The sequence below is a fragment of the Pseudomonas fluvialis genome (assembly GCF_014207935.1).
In the GTDB taxonomy this organism is placed as follows: Bacteria; Pseudomonadota; Gammaproteobacteria; order Pseudomonadales; family Pseudomonadaceae; genus Aquipseudomonas; species Aquipseudomonas fluvialis_A.
The window spans coordinates 1-20,113 of the sequence record NZ_JACHLL010000006.1; the positions used below are offsets into that span (position 1 = coordinate 1).

General features: G+C 61.8%; 16 protein-coding genes. 7 read left to right on the forward strand and 9 right to left on the reverse strand.

From position 1 onward, the window contains the following. Nucleotides 1-148: 148 nt before the first annotated feature. Nucleotides 149-1,045 (reverse strand): LysR family transcriptional regulator, encoded by an 897-nt coding sequence (locus HNP49_RS15175; RefSeq protein WP_184684655.1) that lies wholly within the window; start codon nucleotides 1,043-1,045, stop codon nucleotides 149-151. Nucleotides 1,046-1,189: 144 nt separating this feature from the next. Between HNP49_RS15175 and HNP49_RS15180 the strand changes: the two genes are divergently transcribed. Together HNP49_RS15180 and HNP49_RS15185 are read left to right on the forward strand one after the other, a co-directional pair. Continuing rightward, nucleotides 1,190-1,753, forward strand: coding sequence for a hypothetical protein (locus HNP49_RS15180; RefSeq protein ID WP_184684657.1), 564 nt, complete (start codon nucleotides 1,190-1,192; stop codon nucleotides 1,751-1,753). Further along, on the forward strand, nucleotides 1,750-3,171 hold the full coding sequence (locus tag HNP49_RS15185) for an MFS transporter (protein WP_184684659.1): 1,422 nt from the start codon (nucleotides 1,750-1,752) through the stop codon (nucleotides 3,169-3,171). Before HNP49_RS15180 ends, HNP49_RS15185 begins: the two co-directional genes overlap by 4 nt. A gap of 169 nt (nucleotides 3,172-3,340) precedes the next feature. Here the strand turns inward: HNP49_RS15185 and HNP49_RS15190 are convergent, their stop codons facing one another. The 4 genes from HNP49_RS15190 to HNP49_RS15205 form a co-directional block, all read right to left on the reverse strand. Continuing rightward, nucleotides 3,341-4,741, reverse strand: a complete 1,401-nt coding sequence (locus HNP49_RS15190) for an efflux transporter outer membrane subunit (RefSeq protein WP_184684661.1) — start codon at nucleotides 4,739-4,741, stop codon at nucleotides 3,341-3,343. Further along, nucleotides 4,738-7,917: an efflux RND transporter permease subunit gene (locus HNP49_RS15195; protein ID WP_184684663.1), complete on the reverse strand. Its 3,180-nt coding sequence runs from the start codon at nucleotides 7,915-7,917 to the stop codon at nucleotides 4,738-4,740. Before HNP49_RS15195 ends, HNP49_RS15190 begins: the two co-directional genes overlap by 4 nt. A gap of 11 nt (nucleotides 7,918-7,928) precedes the next feature. After that, a complete protein-coding gene (gene mexE / locus HNP49_RS15200) occupies nucleotides 7,929-9,170 on the reverse strand; it encodes a multidrug efflux RND transporter periplasmic adaptor subunit MexE (protein WP_184684665.1) in 1,242 nt (413 codons plus the stop codon). 168 nt (nucleotides 9,171-9,338) lie between these two features. Further along, nucleotides 9,339-10,256: a LysR family transcriptional regulator gene (locus HNP49_RS15205; protein ID WP_260407214.1), complete on the reverse strand. Its 918-nt coding sequence runs from the start codon at nucleotides 10,254-10,256 to the stop codon at nucleotides 9,339-9,341. Between the two features lie 212 nt (nucleotides 10,257-10,468). Here HNP49_RS15205 and HNP49_RS15210 point away from each other — a divergent pair, with 212 nt between their 5' ends. Next, nucleotides 10,469-11,482 carry a zinc-dependent alcohol dehydrogenase family protein gene (locus HNP49_RS15210; RefSeq protein WP_184684667.1) on the forward strand — a complete coding sequence of 338 codons (1,014 nt, stop codon included), beginning with the start codon at nucleotides 10,469-10,471 and terminating at the stop codon, nucleotides 11,480-11,482. 59 nt (nucleotides 11,483-11,541) lie between these two features. Here HNP49_RS15210 and HNP49_RS15215 read toward each other — a convergent pair whose 3' ends face one another. Beyond that, the gene (locus HNP49_RS15215) at nucleotides 11,542-13,251 is read right to left on the reverse strand and encodes a SulP family inorganic anion transporter (RefSeq protein ID WP_184684669.1); all 1,710 of its coding nucleotides are present in this window, start codon (nucleotides 13,249-13,251) and stop codon (nucleotides 11,542-11,544) included. 262 nt (nucleotides 13,252-13,513) lie between these two features. Between HNP49_RS15215 and HNP49_RS15220 the strand changes: the two genes are divergently transcribed. Then, the gene (locus HNP49_RS15220; RefSeq protein ID WP_184684671.1) at nucleotides 13,514-13,954 is read left to right on the forward strand and encodes a potassium channel family protein; all 441 of its coding nucleotides are present in this window, start codon (nucleotides 13,514-13,516) and stop codon (nucleotides 13,952-13,954) included. Between the two features lie 98 nt (nucleotides 13,955-14,052). Here HNP49_RS15220 and HNP49_RS15225 read toward each other — a convergent pair whose 3' ends face one another. The 3 genes from HNP49_RS15225 to HNP49_RS15235 all read right to left on the reverse strand — a co-directional run bounded on the left by HNP49_RS15225 (nucleotide 14,053) and on the right by HNP49_RS15235 (nucleotide 16,908). Continuing rightward, nucleotides 14,053-14,766 (reverse strand): tRNA (adenine(22)-N(1))-methyltransferase TrmK, encoded by a 714-nt coding sequence (locus HNP49_RS15225; RefSeq protein WP_184684673.1) that lies wholly within the window; start codon nucleotides 14,764-14,766, stop codon nucleotides 14,053-14,055. A 124-nt stretch (nucleotides 14,767-14,890) separates the two neighbouring features. After that, nucleotides 14,891-16,216, reverse strand: a complete 1,326-nt coding sequence (locus HNP49_RS15230; RefSeq protein ID WP_184685175.1) for a heavy metal sensor histidine kinase — start codon at nucleotides 16,214-16,216, stop codon at nucleotides 14,891-14,893. Nucleotides 16,217-16,230: 14 nt separating this feature from the next. Further along, nucleotides 16,231-16,908 carry a heavy metal response regulator transcription factor gene (locus HNP49_RS15235; RefSeq protein ID WP_184684675.1) on the reverse strand — a complete coding sequence of 226 codons (678 nt, stop codon included), beginning with the start codon at nucleotides 16,906-16,908 and terminating at the stop codon, nucleotides 16,231-16,233. A gap of 166 nt (nucleotides 16,909-17,074) precedes the next feature. On the opposite strand from HNP49_RS15235, the gene HNP49_RS15240 reads away from it, so the two are divergent. From HNP49_RS15240 to HNP49_RS15250, 3 genes are read left to right on the forward strand one after another with little or no spacing between them, the layout of a single operon-like run. Beyond that, nucleotides 17,075-17,614 carry a plastocyanin/azurin family copper-binding protein gene (locus HNP49_RS15240; protein ID WP_184684677.1) on the forward strand — a complete coding sequence of 180 codons (540 nt, stop codon included), beginning with the start codon at nucleotides 17,075-17,077 and terminating at the stop codon, nucleotides 17,612-17,614. Next, a complete protein-coding gene (locus tag HNP49_RS15245) occupies nucleotides 17,614-19,326 on the forward strand; it encodes a copper resistance system multicopper oxidase (protein ID WP_184684679.1) in 1,713 nt (570 codons plus the stop codon). Before HNP49_RS15240 ends, HNP49_RS15245 begins: the two co-directional genes overlap by 1 nt. Continuing rightward, a complete protein-coding gene (locus HNP49_RS15250) occupies nucleotides 19,310-20,017 on the forward strand; it encodes a copper resistance protein B (RefSeq protein WP_184684680.1) in 708 nt (235 codons plus the stop codon). The genes HNP49_RS15245 and HNP49_RS15250 overlap by 17 nt, the downstream gene beginning before the upstream one ends. Nucleotides 20,018-20,113 lie beyond the last annotated feature (96 nt).

A 20,113-nucleotide genomic window follows, 5' to 3' on the forward strand; every position in this document is an offset into this window, starting at 1 on the left:
GACACACTAGGAGCCCCTAGGGCCTCTGGGCGCAGCTAAAACACCCCAATATCCAGCTATCCATCACCCGCTGCGTTTTTACACGGTCTGGGCCAAGAACGGACTAATTAGCATCATGTTCAACGAGCGTAACTCGCAAAATGCGCCCCTATTGATCATTCCCACAAATTTGCAGGATCAAATCTCTTAGCCACCGATGAGCAGGGTCCGCACTGAATCGTGGATGCCAAAGCAAAGAAACGGTGAACTCTGGCATATCGAAAGGAAGCGGAAAGCTATACATGCCCTCGCGCAAACTAGTGGTATGTCGCTCTGGTACGGTTGCGATGAGGTCTGATCGCTGGGCCAATCCTAACGCGGTAGAAAAGCCACCGACTATCGTGACTATTCTTCGCTGGAGCCCGAGTAAAAGTAGTGCGTCGTCCAATGGGCCCTTTTCTAATCCTTCTCGTGAAACGGAGATATGCATGCCAGCCGCATACTCTTCTGAAGTGACTGGATTGAGGCTGATTGGATGATTGGCTCTTACTACGCCAACGTAATTATCCCTGAACAAAGCCTTGCCTCTTAGCTCAGGGGCAGAGGCTAGGTCTATGACGCCAGTCTCTAGATCGACGACTCCATCGCGTAACGGCTTACTGTTTTTGTCAGGCTTCTGCATAAAGAACAGCTTTACCCCAGGAGCCATTTGCGCAAGATGAGCGATAAGTGCCGGGCCAAAATTCTCAGCAAAGCCCTCACTGGTCCTGATCGCGAAGGTCCGCTCAAGTTTTTCGAGATCAAGAAGGTCAGCTGGACGCAAAACTTCCTGCGCATCACGTACAAGCTGAGCAACGTGCTCACGCAGTTCGATCGCCCTGGGTGTTGGCACGAGCTCTCGCCCCGCCCGGACTAGAAGAGGATCTCCAGTGGTTTCTCTAAGCCGAGCAAGTGCCCGGCTCATTGCTGAGGGGCTGAGTCGTAGGCGTTTGGCTGCGCGCGTGACACTGCCCTCAGCAAGAACTGCGTCGAGGGTCATGAGCAGATTAAGGTCTGGATTGGACATGGCTTAATTTTAGCCCAATCCGCCCTTCATATAGCGTCTAACGCAAATATAAAGTGCAATCCTTGCGTCTTCCGCCATATGTGTGTGCTGCATACAGTTCTCTCCATCGGCACAACCGTTCCGAACTGAATGAGGAGAGATTCTATGAACTCGTTGAACAGATTTGTTGAGCGTGTCCAATCAATCTGGGGGCCGCTTAGCTCTGAAGTGGTTGCAGGCTGTAAGCAGCAGTTGGATGAGCTCATGGCGACGCCTGCAGCCGAGCCTTGGCTGTCTGAGTTGCACCAGAGCGCGCCGACTCAACAAGAGATGCACCGCGATCCGCATAACGGATTTGTACTGCTTGCACACACCGAGCCAGAAGGCCTCTTCCGGCCGCCTCATGATCACGGCCGTAGCTGGGTCATTTACGCAGTGCAGCAGGGTGAAATTGAGATGGGCACCTATGCCAGGGTTCAGGACTCGGATGGCAAGGTGAAACTGGTGAAGCGCGGATCCACTACGGTGAGCGCCGGTCAAACGCTGGCTTTCCTGCCAGGTGACATCCACGACACTAAGTGCATTAGCGGGCCTGCATTGCTCTTTCGCTTCACCGAGCGAGACCTCAAGAAGGAAGACCAAGAGGCACGCAAGCTCACCCGGTACGTCGAGCAAGATGGTGATTGGGTTCCGAAAATGCATTGTTCCATTGAGCGGTTGGAATCATGAACCATCCAGCTCCCGAAACCGGCTTCCAAAGCGCTCAAACGGAGCATGCTGGCGTAGCGGAGAATGCTTTGGATGCCTCCTTACAGCCTTCTACGCGTCGGCTAGCTGCCATTGCCTCAGTGCTGGCAGCTTTGGCACTAGTGGTACTAAACACCTCAATTACTAATACGGCTCTGCCAACAATTGCCCAATCGTTGGAAGTGACTCCAGCATTATCAATCTGGGTCCTCACAGCAAACCAAGCGGCCCTTTTGATCGCGCTGCTACCTTGTGCTGCGCTGGGGGAAAGCTTTGGTTTTCGCAAGGTTTTTCGATGGGGCGTTGGTGCTTTCCTGGCCGGCACTCTGATGTGCGTGTTGGCCCCAACGCTGAACTGGTTGATTGCTGCGCGGTTGCTTCAGGGGCTGGGCGGTGCAGTAGTTATGGCGCTTGCCGTTGCGCTGCTACGACAAGTTGTGCCGAGTCACCAGCTGGGTGCGGCGATAGGTTGGAATGCACTTGTTGTTGCTCTGGCATCAGCAGCAGGGCCCGCTTTGGGGGCAGCCATTCTTGCCGTAGCAGAATGGCCATGGTTGTTTTCTGTTTTGCTCCCTTTCGGGCTATTGGTGATCCTTGCGTCTGGCGCGATTCCTGTTGTAGAGGGCACAAATCGAAAAGCTGACCTGTTGAGCATGGCATTGAATGCAGGGGTATTGGGATCGCTGGTCATAGCCGCTGGTGTCATCACTGATCGTCCAGCACTCACTGCAGCATTACTGACCATTTCCGCTATCCAACTGGTGCTATTGGTTAAGCGTGAAAGGCAGAAGGAAGCGCCACTGATTCCGTTGGATTTACTTAGATCCAATTCATTCAGGATCTCGGTGATTGCATCGGTGCTCTCGTTTACCGGACAGACTGCAGGTTTAGTTGCGCTACCGTTCTACCTTCATCACAACCTCGGGCAAGGGATCCTGGAAACAGGCCTCTTAATGCTTCCCTGGCCCTTGACTGTTGCTCTGTTCGCTCGGGTGATGGGCCATCTATCAGGCCGGTGCTCGACTGCTTTGCTCTGTTGTGTGGGGGGAGTTTGTCTTGCCACAGGATTAACGGGGGCTGCGCTTTGGCCTCTGCAAGCAAACCTATTGATGCTCGTGCCGCTGACCATGCTTTGTGGTCTCGGGTTCAGCCTCTTTAACGTAGCCAATAACCGCAACATGTTCCTTGCCGCACCGATTAGCCGCAGCGGTGCAGCTGGTGGCATGCAGGGTACCGCTCGTCTGCTCGGGCAAACAGCCGGTGCAGTGATTATGACGTTGCTTTTCAAAGTACTCCCAGCCGGATCGGCTCCCCAGTTTGCACTCTGCGTTGGCGCATCATTGAATTTGTTCGCTGCCTTAGTAAGCGCTCAGCAACCTATGACTAAAGCAATCAGTTGAAAGCTAAATAGGGCGACGTCTCCTCAGGTAAAAAAATCCCCACGGTCAGGAGCTGAGCCGTGGGGATAGCAATGGTCGACAAGGAGGGGATCGACCGAGGAGTAATTGGTTCAGTGCAGGTTGGTGTAGCCCGTTGTTATAAAAACATGGGTTACACCTACCCTGTGCCTCAGGCTTGTGGTTGCCACCCGCCGCCCAAGGCCTTGTAGATGGCGACAATGCCGCGGTACAGCTCGACTTCGGCCTGGGCCTGGGCATCTTCGGCGGCCAGGCGCTCGCGTTCGGCATCCAGCAGCACGAGGAAGTCCACGGTGCCTTCGCGGTAGCGCACCCCGGCTTGTTCGGCGGCAGCGCGACTGGCTTCCGACTGGCGCACCAGGGAAACCAGGCGTTGCTGACGCTTGGCGTAGTCGCTGAAGGCGTTTTCCGACTCTTCCAGGGCCAGCAGCACCTGCTGCTCGTAGCTGGCCAGGGCGCCGTCGGCCTCTGCTTCGGCGCCGCGCAGGCGAGCGCGCACGCTGCCGAGGTCGAAGGCCGCCCAACTGATGGTCGGCGCCACACCCCAGGCCCGCGCGTCGGCGGCGCCGAGCTGCGAGCCACGCCCGGCGGTGAAGCCGAGGAAGCCGGAAAGACTGACCCGCGGGAACAGATCGGCGGTGGCCACCCCGACATTGGCCGTGGCGGCCGCCAGCTGACGTTCGGCGGCGCGGATATCCGGGCGGCGGCGCAGCAGCTCGGCCGGATCGCCGATCGGCAGGGCCTTGGCGATCACCGGCAGCGGCTTGGCCGACAGGTCGACAGTCAGCTGTTCCGGCCGCTGGCCGAGCAGGGTGGCGATGCGATTGCGTGCGCGTACTTCCTCGGCCTGCTGTTGCGGCAGGCTGGCTTCGGTGGCGGCCAGGCGGGCGTCGCTGCGCAGCACGTCCAGCTCGCTGCCGACGCCGGCATCGCGCAGTTGTTCGGTCAGGCCACGAGACTCCTGCTGGTTCTTCAGGTTGTCGCGGGCGATACGTTCACGCAGCTGGGCGCCGCGCATATTGCCGTAGGCATCCACCAGTTCGGCGATCAGGCTGACCTGCAGCTGGTACAGCTCGGCCTCGGCAACATCCTGCTGGGCCTCGCTGGCCTCGATGCTGCGCTGGATACGGCCGAACAGGTCGAGTTCCCAGGCCATGTCCAGGCCGAGGTCGTAGCGTTCCTGGCGGATGCGCTGCTCGCTGCTTGGCGGTTGCTGGGCCTTGCCGAACTCGCCGCTGGCGCGGCTGGTGACCACCGGCAACTGGTCGTTGCCGACGTCATCACGGATGGCTCGGGCCGCGCGCAGGCGGGCGAAGGCCACGCGCAGCTCGCGGTTTTCCTGTAGCGACTGTTGTACCAGCTGGTTCAGGGTCGGGTCGTCGAATTGCTGCCACCAGACCGACTCGAACCGGGTGCGGTCATAGTCGCCGGCTTCCAGGCTGCTCAGCCTGGCCGGTTCGGTGGCCGGCGCCTGGTAGTCGGGGCCGACGGCGCAGGCGGCCAACATAAAAGCGGGCGCCAGGGCGAGCAGGGTAGGCATCAACCGTTTCATGCGTGCACCTCCAGCAGGCGGGCGGCTTTCTTCGCTTCGCCGCGCTCCACGAAACCACGGATCAGCACATAGAACACCGGGGTCAGCAGCAGGCCGAAGAAGGTCACCCCGAGCATGCCGCTGAACACAGCCACGCCCATGGCATGGCGCATTTCCGCGCCGGCCCCGGTGGATGTCACCAGCGGTACCACGCCCATGATGAAGGCGATGGAGGTCATCAGGATCGGGCGCAGACGCAGGCGGCAGGCTTCCAGCACGGCGCTGACGCGATCCAGGCCTTCTTCCTGCTTTTCCTTGGCAAACTCGACGATGAGGATGGCGTTCTTGCACGCCAGGCCCACCAGCACGATCAGGCCGATCTGGGTGAAGATGTTGTTGTCGCCGCCGGACAGGATCACCCCGACGATGGCCGAGAACAGCACGGTCGGCACGATCAGGATCACCGCCAGCGGCAGGCTCCAGCTCTCGTACTGGGCGGCCAGTACCAGGAAGGCCAGCAGCACGCAGAGCGGGAAGACGAAGATCGCGCTGTTGCCGGCGAGGATCTGCTGGTAGGTCAGGTCGGTCCACTCGAAGGTCATGCCGTTGGGCAGTTCCTCCTCAAGCAGCTTGCTGATCGCCGCCTCGGCCTGGCCGGAGCTGTAGCCGGGCGCCGCCGCACCGTTGATCTCGGCGGTGATGAAGCCGTTGTAGTGCATCACCCGATCCGGGCCGGAACTGTCCTCGACCTTGACGAAGGTCGACAGTGGCACCATCTCGCCACGGTTGTTGCGCACCTTGAGCTGGCCGATCTGCTCCGGTTCCAGGCGGAATTGCTGCTCGGCCTGCACGTTGACCTGGTAGGTGCGGCCGAAACGGTTGAAGTCGTTGGCGTACAGCGAGCCCAGGTACACCTGCATGGTGTCGAAGATGTCGCTGATGGCCACGCCGTGGGTCTTGGCCTTCTCGCGGTCGATGGCGGCCTCCACCTGTGGCACGTTGACCTGGTAGCTGGTGAACAGCGACATCGGGTTCAACTCAGGCAGCGTGCGCGCCTTGGCCAGGACGTTCTGGGTCTGCTTGTACAGCTCGTCATAGCCCAGGTTGCCACGATCCTCGACCTGCAGGCGGAAGCCACCGATGGTGCCCAGGCCGCGTACCGGTGGCGGCGGGAAGATGGCGATATAGGCATCCTGGATATCGGCGAACTGCGCGTTCAGCTCGGCGGCGATGGCGGCGGCGCTCATGCTCGGGTCGCGGCGTTCCTCGAAGGGACGCAACGGGGTGAACACGATGCCGCTGTTCGGGCTGTTGGTGAAGCCGTTGATCGACAGGCCGGGGAAGGCCACGGTGTTTTCCACTCCAGGGTGCTTGCTGGCGATCTCCGACATGCGCTTGATCACTGCCTCGGTGCGGTCGAGGGTGGCGGCATCCGGTAGCTGAGCGAAGGCCACCAGGTATTGCTTGTCCTGCGGCGGCACAAAACCGGTGGGGGTGTTGGCAAAGCCCAGGTAACCGCCGAACAACAGGCCGGCATAGACGAATAAGGCGATGCCGCTGCCGCGCAGTACGCGTTTGACGGTGCCGACATAGCCGTGCCCGGCGCGGTCGAACAGACGGTTGAATGGCTTGAACAGCCAGCCGCCGAACAGCAGGTCGAGCAGGCGCGAGAAGCGATCCTTGGGCGCGTGGTGATCCTTGAGCAGCACGGCGGCCAGGGCTGGCGACAGGGTCAGCGAGTTGAACGCGGAGATCACCGTGGAGATGGCAATGGTCAGCGCGAACTGCTGGTAGAACTGCCCGGACAGGCCGGAGATGAAGGCGGTCGGCACGAACACGGCGCACAGCACCAAGGCCGTGGCGACGATCGGCCCGGTCACTTCCTTCATCGCCTGCTTGGTGGCTTCGACCGGCGACTTGCCCAGGCCGATGTTGCGTTCGACGTTTTCCACCACGACGATGGCGTCGTCCACCACGATGCCGATCGCCAGCACTAGGCCGAACAGCGACAGGGCGTTGAGCGAGAAGCCCAATAGGTGCATCACCGCGAAGGTGCCGATCAGCGATACCGGCACGGCGGCCAGCGGGATGATCGAGGCGCGCCAGGTCTGCAGGAACAGGATCACCACCAGTACCACCAGCACGATGGCTTCGAGCAGGGTGTGCACCACCGCCTCGATGGAACCACGCACGAAGATGGTCGGGTCGTAGACGATCTCGTAGTCCATGCCCTGGGGGAAGTTCTTCTTCAGTTCGGCCATGCGCGCACGCACCGCATCGGAGATGTCGATGGCGTTGGAGCCGGGGCGCTGGAACACCGGAATGGCCACCGCCGGCTTGTTATTGAGCAGCGAGCGCAGGGCATACTGGCTGGAGCCCAGCTCGACGCGGGCGATGTCCTTGAGGCGGGTGATTTCGCCATCGTCACCGGCACGGATGATGATGTTCTCGAACTCTTCCTCGCTGACCAGGCGGCCCTGGGTGTTGATCGACAGCTGGAAGCTGTTGCCGGCGTTCGAGGGCGGCGCACCGAGTGAGCCAGCGGCCACCTGGCGGTTCTGCTCGCGAATGGCCGCGACCACATCGCTGGCGGTGAGGTTGCGGGAGGCCACCTTGTTCGGGTCGAGCCAGACGCGCAGCGAGTAGTTACCCATGCCGAACAGCTGCACATCACCCACGCCGTCCAGCCGCGCCAGCTCGTCCTTGATGTTGAGCGAGGCATAGTTGGACAGGTAGAGCATGTCGTAGCGGTTATCCGGCGAGGTCAGGTGCACCACCATGGTCAGGTCGGGCGACGACTTGTCGACGGTCACGCCGAGCCGCTGCACTTCGGTGGGCAGGGTTGGCATGGTGCGGGTCACGCGGTTCTGCACCTGTACCTGGGCTGTATCGAGGTCGGTGCCCAGGGCGAAGGTGATGGTCAGGCTGAGCTTGCCGTCGTTGGTCGACTGCGAAGACATATAGAGCATGCCTTCCACGCCGACGATGGCCTGCTCCAGGGGCGAGGCCACGGTTTCACCGATCACCTTGGGGTTGGCGCCGGGGAAGTTGGCACGTACGACCACAGTGGGCGGAACCACTTCCGGGTATTCGCTGATGGGCAGCTGGAACAGCGAGATGGCGCCGCCGATCAGGACCAGCAAGGAGAGCACGGCGGCAAAGATCGGCCGCTGGATGAAAAACTGGGAAAAATTCATGTCCTGCTACCTCAACCGCGCGGTGCGTTGCTGGGCTGTAGGGTTTTGCCGGCGACACGTGGTGCATCGTGGCCATCCACGGACTCACGCAGACGGGCGAGGGCAGCCAGGGTCTTGTCGTCGGCCATCGGCACCGGTTGCGGGTCGACGGCGGCGCCCGGCATGGCGCGCTGCAGGCCGTTCACCACGATCTGTTCGCCCTTGGCCAGGCCGTTGCGCACGATGCGCAGGCCCTCGACCTTCGGTCCCAGCTCGATGGCGCGGTATTGCACGGTGTTGTCCTTGGCCAGGACCAGAACGAACTTCTTGCCCAGGTCGGTGCCGACCGCTTCGTCCTTGATCAGCGCCGCCGGGTAGGTGCTGCTGCCGACCAGTTTCAAGCGGGCGTAGAGACCGGGGGTGAACTGGCCATCACGGTTGTCGAACACCGCGCGGCCACGGATGGTGCCGGTCTTCGGGTTGACCTGGTTGTCGAGAAAATCCAGCTGGCCGAGGTGCGGGTTGCCGTCCTCGCTGGATAGGCCCAGGTACACGGGGCTGGCGTCACGGGTCTGCACGCCGGCCTGGCGGGCCAGCTCGACGTACTTGAGGAACACGCGCTCGTCGGCGTCGAAGTAGGCGTAGACCTTGTCGGTGGACACCAGGGTGGTCAGCAGCGACTGGCCGGCGCCGACCAGGTTGCCTTCGGTGATCTCGGCACGACTGACGCGGCCATCGATGGGCGCGGTGATGCGGGTAAAACTGAGGTTGAGGCGGGCGTTATCCAGTTCGGCCTGGGCGGCAGCAACGGCGGCCTGGGCTTCCAGTGCGGTGCTGGCGCGGGCATCAGCCAGCTCGGCGGAGATCGCATTGCTCTGGCGCAGGCGCTCACCGCGGCGTGCTTCGTTGGTGGCGCGGGTCTGGCTGGCGCGGGCTTGCTGTACTTGCGCCTGCAGGCGCTTGACCTCGGCCTCGAACGGGCGCGGGTCGATCTGGAACAGCAGATCGCCTTTCTTCACCAGACTGCCTTCGTGGAAGGCCACACGGTCGATGTAGCCGGATACGCGTGGGCGCACTTGCACGGACTCAGGAGCCTCCAGGCGACCGGTGAACTCGTCCCACTCGTTGATCGGCTGCTCAATCACTTCAGCCACGCTGACCTTGGCGGCGGGGTGTTGGGCGGCGCTGTCCGGGGCCTTGCCGCAGGCACTGAGTACCAGGGCTGCAGCGAGGGCCAGGGGATAGCGCAAGAGGGGGGTAGGAAAGCGTTCCATGTGAGAACTCCGCCAGGTTGGATTTACGAATGGGCGAAGTCTGCGACGCTGGGTTGCACTCGACGAATCAATCGATTCGAAGGTGAGTATCAGCAGAAATGATGATTGACTGACATGTATTGATAAACCGGTATATGCGAGCAGCGAGGCGGGATAGATGGGCTGGCGTCAGACCAGGCTATCCGGGTCGCCGCAGAACATCTGGATGCGTGAGCGTAGCCAGCGCTCGGCCGGGTCGTTGTCCTGGGCACCGCGCCAGACCATGTGCAGCTCGAAGCTGGGAGAGTCCAGCGGCAGATCCTCGGCACGCACTCCACCGGCGGCGGCAAGCACCGCAGCGGTGTAGTCCGGCACAGTGGCGAGGATGTCGGTGCCGCTGAGCAGGGTGCCAAGGCCATTGAACTGCGGCACGGCCAGCACCACTCGGCGCTGGCGGCCGAGCTTGTGCAGTTCCTCGTCGATGAAGCCGCTGAGGTCGCCGGCGAATGACACCAGCGCGTGCGGGCGGGCACAGAACTCGTCCAGGCCGAGCTTGCCCGGGGCGGTGTCGGCGCGCAGCAGCTTTGGTTTGCTGAGCCGCAGCACCTTGCGCTTGGCATTGGCCGGCAGCTCCTCGGTGTAGCCGACGCCCACGGAGATTTCGCCGGAGGCCAGCAACCCTGGCATCAGCAGATAGTTGGTGCGCCGAATCACCAGCGCCACGCCCGGCGCCTCGGCGCGTAGGCGCTTGATCAGCGGCGGCAGCAGGCCGAACTCGACATCGTCGGACAAGCCGATGCGAAACACCGCGTTACTGGTGGCCGGGTTGAATTCGGCAGCACGGCTGACCGCCGTGGAAATTGAATCAAGGGCCGGCGCGAGCAGGGCGAAGATCTCCAAGGCCCGCGCCGAGGGCTCCATGCTGCGACCGGTGCGCACGAACAGCGGGTCGTCGAACAGGGTGCGCAGGCGGGCGAGGGCGGCACTGATCGCCGGCTGGCCTAAGAACATTTTTTCCGCCGCGCGGGTGACGCTGCGCTCGTGCATTAGCGTCTCGAACACGATCAACAGGTTGAGGTCGACTCGGCGAAGATCGTTGCGGTTCATCCGGGGTCCATGCTGGCGTGGCTGCGTATTTGGCTACGCCACGCAGGCTAATGCCGTTGGTGACCGACAGGCAATACACTATACGAACTGGATGATGCAGTAGCAGCTCATCATCATCGGCAGCGATGGTCACTATTAGCCACCGCAGGTGGCGTTGCCGACTACGCCCGGATAAAGTCCATGGCCATAGGGGTTAACCGGCGAGGTTCGCGATGTCCCGCATCATTCGTTTCCACCAGTTCGGCGAGGCCGACGTCCTCAAGATCGAAGAACGCCAGAGCCCAGTACCTGCCGCCGGCGAAGTGTTGATTGGTGTCGAGGCGATCGGCGTCAGCTGGTACGACGTGCTCTGGCGGCAAAATCTAGCGCCCACACCGGCCCATTTACCGGCCACCCCAGGCCATGAAGTGGCCGGCGTGGTGCTGGCCCTGGGCGAGGGCGTGGATGACCTGGCTGTGGGCGACAAGGTGGCCAGCTTCCCCGGCCATAGCCTCAACCGTTACCCGGGCTATGCCGAGCAAGTGGTACTGCCGCGCTCTTCGCTGACCCTCTATCCGGAAACTCTTACGGCCCAGCAGGCTAGCGGGCATTACCAGCCATCGCTGGTTGGCTGGTTCGGTTTTGTCGAGCTGGCCAAGCTCAAGTCCGGAGAAACCGTGCTGGTCACAGCCGCCAGCCAGTGCTGGGGGCCGTATATTGTGCAAATCGGCAAGGCCCTGGGGGCCAGGGTGATCGCCGCCACCGAATATGCCGACGACGCTGACTACCTGCGCGAACTGGGCGCGGACGCGGTGATTCTCACCGAGGAGCAGGATCTAGTCAGCCGCGTGGTCAAGCTGACCGATGGGCGCGGTGTCGATATCGTCATGGACGCCCTGGGTGGCCCGCAGATGTGCCTGCTCGGTGACGTGCTGGCACCACGTGGACGCTTGATCCTGTTTGGCCTGCAGGGTGGTAACGAAACGCCGTTCCCGGCCTGCGCCGCGTTCCAGAAGAACATCCAGTTCTTCGTCCATTGCCTCGGCAACTTCACCGGCAAGGAAGAGCTTGGCATCCCGCAAGACAAGGACGCCGTGGCCAAGGCCCTGCAAGGGGTAAACCAGCTGACCCGCGATGGTCTACTGCGCACCCAGATCGAGCGGGTCTTCGCCTTCGATCAGGTGGTGGCCGCTCACCGCCTAATGGAAACCTGCCCGCGTCGCGGCCGGGTGATCCTGCAGGTCTGATCCGGCGCGGCCAAACCGGTAGCGGCGTTCTTGTCCCCGTGCGGCCTGACCAAACTGGGCTAGTGCGCGGCCTTCACCTGAGTTGAGTCCCGCGTCAGATAACGCTCGATCGCTGTATTGACGTCAATCTGCATGCGCTCCTGGCCAAGTGTCTGGTCGAGCCCGGCGCGTCGCACCATCTCGAGTACGCTGGGATTCAACCCCGCCAACCAGAGACTGACGCCCAATTCGCCCAGGTGCTTCTCGCCTTCGATCAGCGCCTGTAATGCCGAGTATTCGATATCGTTCACTGCGCTCATGTCCCAGACAACCACATGTGGCCGGTACTGCGTCTCCAGTGCAATAACTTGTTCCTTTATATAGTCCGCGTTGAGGAAATAGATGCGTCCTGCTGGCCGTACGATCAGTAGCCCCTCGAACGTTTCATCATTCGGGTGTTCCTCCGACAAGGGGCGCAGCACCTTGGTACCCGGCTTGCGACCCAGGACGTACACGTGTGGACGGGCAGTCTGGTAGGCCAGGCTGATCAACGACACGATGATCGCTATGGCGATGCCTTGTAACGTGCCAAACAGCAGCACGCCGAGAGCGGCCACGAGCGCCCAGTGAAACTCCATTGGGCGTACCTTGCGGATAGCCAGAAACTCTCGTGGCTGGATTAGCCCGACAGAGTAGAAAATGACGATCGCGGCCAGTGTGGCATGGGGCAGAAAGCCGAGTAACTCCGCGAGCAGCAGCATAGTGGCGAGAGCCACAGCAGCGGTGACCAGCGAAGCGACCTGCGACTTCCCGCCAGTGGCGCGTACCACTGCTGTTTGCGAGGTGCCACCGCCAGCAGGCATTGAACCGAGCAGAGCGCCACCGAGGTTGCCCAGTCCGGTGGCGATCAACTCGCGGTTCGCGTCGATAGCGGGATCGTCTTGGCGGACAAATGCTCGCCCCGCCGCAATCGTTTCGGTAAAGCTCATCAGCGCAATACCGAGCGCGCCCGGCAACAACTGCTTGGCCAGGTCCATGTCAGGCAGTGTGAGTGTTGGTAATCCCTGCGGAATAACGCCCACCGTCGATGCGCCGAGTGCTTGTAAACCTACGTACCACGACACAGCGATGCTGCCACCAACGACCAGCAACGGTGCTGGTGAGTGTGCCCACAGTCGCCCCATGCCGATGAGTATCAGAAATGCAGCGGCGGCTACTGCGAGCGTGATCAGAGAGCTTTCCGGCACGTGACTGACAATGCTGAGAAGATCGCTAAAGAAATCCTGCTTGGTGATGTGGATACCAAGAAGTTTCGGCACTTGGTCCAGCACAATCACCAGGCCGACCCCGGCTTTGAAACCCGTCAACACTGGGGAAGAAATGAAATTTGCGAGAAAGCCCAGACGCAGCACTCGCGCCAGGAGCAGCAGCGCGCCAACCAAAGCAGTCAGCGTTGCGGTTGCCGTAATCAATCGTCCAGGGTCGTCATCCGGTACAGCCAACGCGATTTGCGTACCCGCCAGTATCGCCAGCGTGGCGGAGGTGCTGACACTCAGGACTCGCGAGGTTCCCAGGAGTGCGTAGACCAACATCGGGATGAAGGCGGTATACAGGCCCACAGCCACTGGGAGGCCAGCCACAGTGGCGTAGGCCATGGCTTTTGGCAGTACCACTGCGGCGGCGGTTAGGCCTGAGACAAGGTCTGGGCGCAGAGATACAAGGGTAGAATGAGAAACCTGCGGGTTGCTCTGATGTGGTTTCACACTGCAGCTCCTGGTTGATTCCTGCATTTAACACGCCGTGTGAGGCCATGTCAGCTAAACGCTTGAGCGCATTCTTCGCGTTCGACTATTCACTGCTTTCGATTTGGCTCTGGCGGAGTTTCCCCAATCTTATGCCGAGCAGACCGCGCGGGATTATGCGATCCCTGGCTGAGGCTGTGGACTCTGGCCGGATACACGTGCGGATTGAGGAGTAGCTGCTGGAATAACAGCGCGGAACAAGTGCTGCTGCGATATCGTATGTCTGCCTACTAGAACTTCAGGAATACCAATGCATTTAATCATCTTGGCGTGGGGCTTGGTCGCCAGTACCGTGATAGTGCATGCAATTGGGATAGCCATGTTGCTGAAAGCCCTTATCCGATGGGCAGGTACGCCTCCGCAGCGCCTATGGCCAATCACCGGCAGGTTGGTATGGGTGGCCTGCTGGCTGATCATGCTGCATGTAATAGAGATTGCGATCTGGGGTGCTTTCTATCTCTGGCAGGGATTTCTAGCCGATGCCGAATCAGCCTTCTACTTTTCCGGGGCTACCTACACGACGATTGGCTACGGTGACCTGGTCCTGGCGAAGCCGTGGCGAATTTTCGGCCCCATCGAAGGCTTGATCGGTATTCTGATGTGCGGTTTGTCAGCAGGTTTCTTCTTCGCTGAAGTCAGTCATATCCACCAAGCGTTTCGTACGAATGCCGAAAAAGGCCTCGGTAAATAGGCTCTAGTTTTTCGATTGCCCGCTTATGGCCGCTTTCTGCCCGCGCCTGCCGAGCTAAAAACGCAATGTGCTACCCGTGCAGATCGGAAAAGTAGTCTTCAGCACTTCGCGCCTTCTTGAGCAAGCAGTTCACTGATCCAGCTGACCTGTTGTGTGAGCGCTTGCACCTTCTCTTCGGGCACAGTCTGCCGTGCCTGGGTGAGGTGGCTCAGGGTTCGCTGCTTGAGGCGCAACCGGCGCTGCCACTTGGCCAGAAAGGCTGAGCTGCGCGCCTGCAATAGCAGGGGGCCGAAGTACAGCTCCTGATCGGTATAGGGCACCGGCTCGCGGCGTTCGGCGACGATGATTTCGTAGTCGAAGCGGTTTTCCCGCAGTACCTCTTCGGCAAGGATGCGGTAGCCGTTGTCCATTAGCCACTGGCGCAGTGGTTGCTCGCCGCCGTTGGGCTGCAGGATCAGGCGTTCGCTGCCGCTGAGGCGTGCCTTGTCGCGGGCGAGGATGTCGCGGATCGTCTCGCCGCCCATGCCGCAGAGGCTGATTGCGGTGATGCCGTCCTCCTGCTCGATCGCGGCCAGCCCATTGGCCAGGCGTACGCTGATGCGCTCGCTCAGGCCATTCTCGCGCACGGTGCGTTGCGCCGCGTGAAACGGCGTCACAGCCACTTCGCCGGCTACGCCCGCCGTGATGAGGCCGCGTGTCATCAAGGCGACGAGCAGGTAGCCGTGATCCGAGCCGATATCGGCCAGCCGCGCAGCGGCCGGCACATGCGCGGCCACGCGCTTCAGGCGCTCGGACAATCGCTGTTCGTTCAATGGCTGCCCCTTTCCAGCATGGCCATCCGGCTCTCAGAGCCGAATTGGCGCGCGATTGTGTCGGGCCGCGGCGTGCATGGCAAATCCCGTTGACCAGTGTGGTGGACAGGCTTTCGCCTATGGCTCAGGCGGGAAGCTCCAGAATGAAGCGTGTCCAGCCATTGGCTGACTCACAGCGGATCTCTCCGCCATGGGCTCGGACGATGGAGCGGGTGATGGCCAGGCCGAGGCCGGCGTGCTCGGCATTGCCTTCGCGGCGGGCCGGGTCGGCGCGATAGAAGCGGTCGAACAGGCGTTGGCACTGCTCAGCGGCAATAGTCGCCCCCTGATTGGCCACTTCCAAGTGGCACAGTCCCTCCCGGCTCGATGCCGTCAGGCGCAGCTCACCACCGGGCGGGGTGAAGCGCAGGGCGTTGTCGATCAGGTTGCTCAGGGCCCGCCGCAGCAGCCCCCGGTCGGCGCTGGCTGTTGCTTCACCCAGTACGCTCAGGTGTACCTGACGATCTTCGGCCAGCGGCGTGTAGTACTCGGCCAGCAGGTTCAGCTCCTGGCCCAGTTGCAGGGGCTCGCAGCGTGTCGGCAGCAGACCGTGCTCGGCCTTGGCCAGAAACAGCATGTCGTTGACCATCTGGCTGAGCTGTTGCAGCTCTTCCAGGTTGTCGTGCAGTGCCTCGAAATACACCTCGCTGCTACGTGGCTGACTGAGGGTGACCTGAGTCTGGGTGATCAGGTTGGACAGCGGCGTGCGCAGCTCGTGGGCAATGTCGGCGGAAAAGCCCGAGAGTCTGGCAAAGGCATCTTCCAGGCGCGCCAGCATGGCGTTGAAGGCCTCCAGCATCGGGCGCATCTCACTGGGCACGCTTGCACTGTCCAGGCGCTGGTCGAGCGAACCGGCGGAAATCCGCTGGCTTAGCTGGGTCAGCTGTTGCAGAGGCTGCAGGCCCTGACGGGCCAGCCAGCCACCGAGCAGGGCGGTGGCCAGTGCGGCCAGCCCCATGGTCAGCCAGATCAGACGCTGCATCTGAGCCAGGAAGTGCTGGTGGTGGCGGATATCCAGGCTCAGGCGCAGTTGCGGTCCGTTTGGCCGGTCAGGGTCAAGGGGAGCCTGCAGGGTGCGCAGCTGCGCCATCTCATGTTCATGGCCGGCAGGCTGCGCCTGGCTGTTGAACCACGGCAGACCCTCGGCGCCGAGGATCTGCAGCTGCAGCTCCGGGTGGCGGCGCAGTTCTTCTTGCAAAGCCGGCAGGCGGCTATTGAGGTTTTCTGCGCTGAGTTCAGGGCCAAGCAACTGGCGATGCACCTCCAGTTTGCTGGCCAGCAGTTGTTCATCCAGCTCGCGGAAGTGCCGCTCACTGGCCTGGTTGAACAACAGGCCGGCGACCAGCGAGACCAGCGCGGTGCTGGCGGCGAACAGCAGAGCCAGGCGCCGCGTGAGCGAAATACGCTCCAGTGACAGGACCAGCATCAGTGGCGCAGCTCCAGGACGTAGCCCATGCCGCGCACGGTATGGATCAGCGGCACGGCGAAGGCGTCATCGACCTTGCTGCGCAGGCGGCGGATGGCCACCTCGATAACATTGGTGTCGCTGTCGAAATTCATGTCCCACACCTGCGAGGCAATCAGCGACTTGGGCAGCACCTCGCCCTGGCGCCGCAGCAGCAGTTCAAGCAGGGCGAATTCCTTGGCGGTCAGTTCGATGCGCTGGCCGCCACGTTCGGCACGGCGGCGCAGTAGGTCCAGGCGCAGGTCAGCCAGGCTCAGTTCGGTGTCCAGCGCCAGACCTTGACCACGTCGCAGCAGGGTGCGGATACGCGCCAGCAGCTCGGCAAAGGCAAAGGGCTTGATCAGGTAATCGTCGGCGCCCAGCTCAAGACCATGCACGCGGTCTTCAACACTGTCTCGGGCGGTGAGAAACAGCACCGGCATGCGCAGGCCGGCCTGGCGCAAATGGGCCAGTAGCTGCCAGCCGTTCTGCCCAGGCAGCATCACATCGAGCACCAGCAGGTCATAGTCGTTTTGCAGCGCCAACTGTTCGCCGCTCAGGCCGTCGCTGGCCAGATCGACGACAAAACCGGCTTCACTGAGGCCCTGTTGCAGGTACTGGCCGGTTTTTGGCTCGTCTTCGACGATCAGCAGTTTCATTGCAGCTCCGTAGCGCAGCAGGCTCAAGTCTGCGCCGTTATACCAGTTGCGCCGGCGGGCGCCGCCAAGCTGACAACTTTGTAATCTTTCTGACAGCTTGCCGCCAGAGGAGAACCAGCATGATCAATCCATCAATCGTGATGCCAATCGTTATGGAGAACCAATCATGCGCCGTCATCTCTTTGCCCTGTCCCTGGTGTGCAGTTTGCCGTTTGCCGCCCAGGCGGCCAGTCCTTCCTATGATTTCGGCCAGCCCGGAGAGGCGGCCAAGGCTGACCGCACCGTCGAGATCAAGTTGGGCGACATGTTCTTCGAACCTGAGTCGCTGGAGGTCAAGGCCGGTGAGACCGTGCGTTTCGTGGTGAAGAACGAGGGCAGCCTGCTGCACGAGTTCAACCTGGGTCGCGCCGCGATGCACGCGGAGCATCAGAAACACATGCAGCAGATGATGGACAGCGGTGCTATGAGCAGCACTGGCATGAGTCATGACATGCAGGGCATGGACCACAGCAAGATGGGGCATGCCGGTATGAATCATGGCGACATGATGAAGATGCATCACGATGGCAACAGCGTGCTGGTCGAACCGGGCAAGACGGCCGAGCTGACCTGGACCTTCGGCGCCGCCACCGAGCTGGAGTTTGCCTGCAACATGCCGGGGCACTATCAGTCCGGCATGGTCGGCAAGATGAAGGTGGCGCCCTGATGCGGGCGCTAATCGCGATTGCGCTGCTGGGCCTGAGCCTGGCGGCGCACGCCGGTCGTTACGAGCTGGTGATCGACGAGGGGCAGGTGAACTTCAGTGATGGTTCGCGCGCGGCGCTGACCATCAATGGCCAGAGTCCGGCGCCCGAGCTGCGCTTCAAGGAAGGCGAAACCGTCGAGATCGCCGTGACCAACAGGCTCGAGCGCATGACGGCTCTGCACTGGCACGGCATCATCCTGCCCTACACGCAGGATGGTGTGCCGGGCGTCAGCTTTCCCGGCATCAAGCCGGGCGAAACCTTCACCTACCGCTTTACCCTGAACCAGTCCGGCACCTACTGGTATCACGCCCATGCCGACTTTCAGGAGCAGGAAGGCCTGTACGGGCCGCTGATCATCGAGCCCAAGAACCGCGAGCCGTACCGCTACGACCGCGAGTACACGGTGCTGCTGTTCGACTGGCAGGATGAGAAGCCCGAGCGCACCCTGGCCAATCTGAAGAAGCAGGCCGACTACTACAACGACCAGCAACAGACCCTCGGCGACTTTTTCTCCGAGGTTGGCCGCAATGGTCTGGCGGCGACCGTCAAGGATCGCTGGGACTGGGGCAGCATGCGCATGATGAAAACGGATATCGCCGATGTCAGCGGCTTCCGTTTTCTGGTCAACGGCCGCGATACCGAACAGAACTGGACCGCGTTGTTCAAGCCGGGCGAGCGAGTACGCCTGCGCATCATCAATGGCTCGGGCATGAGCTACTTCGACCTGCGCATTCCGGGACTGCCGATGACGGTGGTGCAGGCCGACGGCAATGATGTGCAGCCGGTGGTGGTTGATCAGGTGCGCCTGGCTGTGGCGGAAAGCTACGACGTGATCGTCCAGCCCAAGGAAGATAAGGCCTACACCCTGTTTGCAGAATCCATGGACCGGCGCGGCTATGCACGGGGCACCCTGGCGCCGAGAGTCGGCATGCAGGCAGAGGTGCCGGCGCTTCGCGCGCCGCGTCTGCTGAGTATGTCTGATATGGGCATGGCCCACGCCGGGCATGATATGGCCGGCATGGATCACTCAGAAATGGCGGGCATGGATCAGTCGGCCATGAGCGGCATGGATCATTCGCAAATGGCTGGTATGGATCATGGCGCGATGAATCACGCGGCCATGAGTCCCAAGGGCAATCCGGACTATGCGCCGGGCAGCGGCATTGCCCCTGAGCCGGTAGACGGCGGGCGGGTGCTGGTCTATGGCGATCTCAAGGCCATGCGCCCGGCCGTCGGTTACCGGCCACCGGACCGCACCATCGAGCTGAAGCTGACCGGCAACATGGAGCGCTACTTCTGGTCCTTCGACGGGGTGAAGTACTCCGAGGCCGAGCCGATCCGCCTGAAATACGGCGAGCGGGTGCGCTTTCGCTTCGTCAACCAGACCATGATGAACCACCCCATGCACCTGCACGGTATGTGGATGCAGCTGGACAAGGGCAATGGCCGCTTCAATCCACTCAAACACGTGGTCAACGTGGCGCCGGGCCAGACTCTGGAGGTGGATGTGCCGGTCGATGCCCGGGGCGAGTGGGTGTTCCACTGCCACCTGATCTACCACATGGCCAGCGGCATGTTCCGCAAGATCGTGATCGAGGACGAGACGGGCAATACCCAGCCCTTCTACCGCGAAGAGAAGGCCAAGGAGAGTGAACATGCGCAGCATCACTAAGCTGGCACTTGGCCTGGTAGTCGTCACACCAGTGCAGGCGATGGAGCAGCATATGGATGCCATGCCGGTGGCCAAACTGGCCGTCGACCATCTGGAACAGCGCTTCGATGGCGACGATCAGGTGCTGAGCTGGGAGCTGGAAGGCACCTATGGCAACGATCTGCACAAGGCGGTTCTGAAGAGCAGCGGTGAGCGCGCCGATGGCGGGCCGACCGAGTCCAGCGAGACCCAGTTGCTGTACCGGCGCATGGTCAGCGAGTTCTTCGACTGGCAGGCGGGCGTTCGTCACGACGACCAGCCGGGACCGTCGCGCAGCTATGCCGTGCTCGGTCTCAAGGGGTTGGCGCCGCAGTGGATCGAGCTTGATACGAATCTGTTCGTCAGCGAGCGCGGTGATGCCTCGCTGCGCGTTGAGGCCGAGTACGAGCTGCTGCTGACCCGGCGCTGGGTGCTGGAGCCCAAGCTGGAGTACGACCTGGCGCTGGACGATGACCGTGACCTGGGTGTCGGCGCTGGTGGCAGTACGCTGGAAGCCGGGCTGCGCCTGAATTACCGGGTCAACCCGCAGTTCTCGCCCTATGTCGGCTACGTCTGGGAGAAGACCTACGGACGTTCGGCTGACTGGTTGCGTGCCGACGGCGAACATGACGAGGAGGGCGCCTGGGTGCTGGGACTGCGCTTCTGGCTCTGAGGCCATGTAAGCCCGGATTGCATCCGGGCCAGGGTTGACGAGAGGGCGGCGGGCATGGGGTACAATGCCCGCCGTTTCTCGATTTTCAGGCCCGTT

What these genes read in the sequence shown, in the direction of transcription:
- HNP49_RS15240 (WP_184684677.1), top strand. Translation starts at nt 17,075, where the DNA reads ATGCGCCGTCATCTCTTTGCCCTGTCCCTGGTGTGCAGTTTGCCGTTT.
- HNP49_RS15195 (WP_184684663.1), bottom strand. Translation starts at nt 7,917, where the DNA reads ATGAATTTTTCCCAGTTTTTCATCCAGCGGCCGATCTTTGCCGCCGTG.
- HNP49_RS15180 (WP_184684657.1), top strand. Translation starts at nt 1,190, where the DNA reads ATGAACTCGTTGAACAGATTTGTTGAGCGTGTCCAATCAATCTGGGGG.
- HNP49_RS15215 (WP_184684669.1), bottom strand. Translation starts at nt 13,251, where the DNA reads ATGCAGGAATCAACCAGGAGCTGCAGTGTGAAACCACATCAGAGCAAC.
- HNP49_RS15245 (WP_184684679.1), top strand. Translation starts at nt 17,614, where the DNA reads ATGCGGGCGCTAATCGCGATTGCGCTGCTGGGCCTGAGCCTGGCGGCG.
- HNP49_RS15235 (WP_184684675.1), bottom strand. Translation starts at nt 16,908, where the DNA reads ATGAAACTGCTGATCGTCGAAGACGAGCCAAAAACCGGCCAGTACCTG.
- HNP49_RS15205 (WP_260407214.1), bottom strand. Translation starts at nt 10,256, where the DNA reads ATGAACCGCAACGATCTTCGCCGAGTCGACCTCAACCTGTTGATCGTG.
- HNP49_RS15210 (WP_184684667.1), top strand. Translation starts at nt 10,469, where the DNA reads ATGTCCCGCATCATTCGTTTCCACCAGTTCGGCGAGGCCGACGTCCTC.
- HNP49_RS15175 (WP_184684655.1), bottom strand. Translation starts at nt 1,045, where the DNA reads ATGTCCAATCCAGACCTTAATCTGCTCATGACCCTCGACGCAGTTCTT.
- mexE (WP_184684665.1), bottom strand. Translation starts at nt 9,170, where the DNA reads ATGGAACGCTTTCCTACCCCCCTCTTGCGCTATCCCCTGGCCCTCGCT.
- HNP49_RS15185 (WP_184684659.1), top strand. Translation starts at nt 1,750, where the DNA reads ATGAACCATCCAGCTCCCGAAACCGGCTTCCAAAGCGCTCAAACGGAG.
- HNP49_RS15190 (WP_184684661.1), bottom strand. Translation starts at nt 4,741, where the DNA reads ATGAAACGGTTGATGCCTACCCTGCTCGCCCTGGCGCCCGCTTTTATG.
- HNP49_RS15250 (WP_184684680.1), top strand. Translation starts at nt 19,310, where the DNA reads ATGCGCAGCATCACTAAGCTGGCACTTGGCCTGGTAGTCGTCACACCA.
- HNP49_RS15220 (WP_184684671.1), top strand. Translation starts at nt 13,514, where the DNA reads ATGCATTTAATCATCTTGGCGTGGGGCTTGGTCGCCAGTACCGTGATA.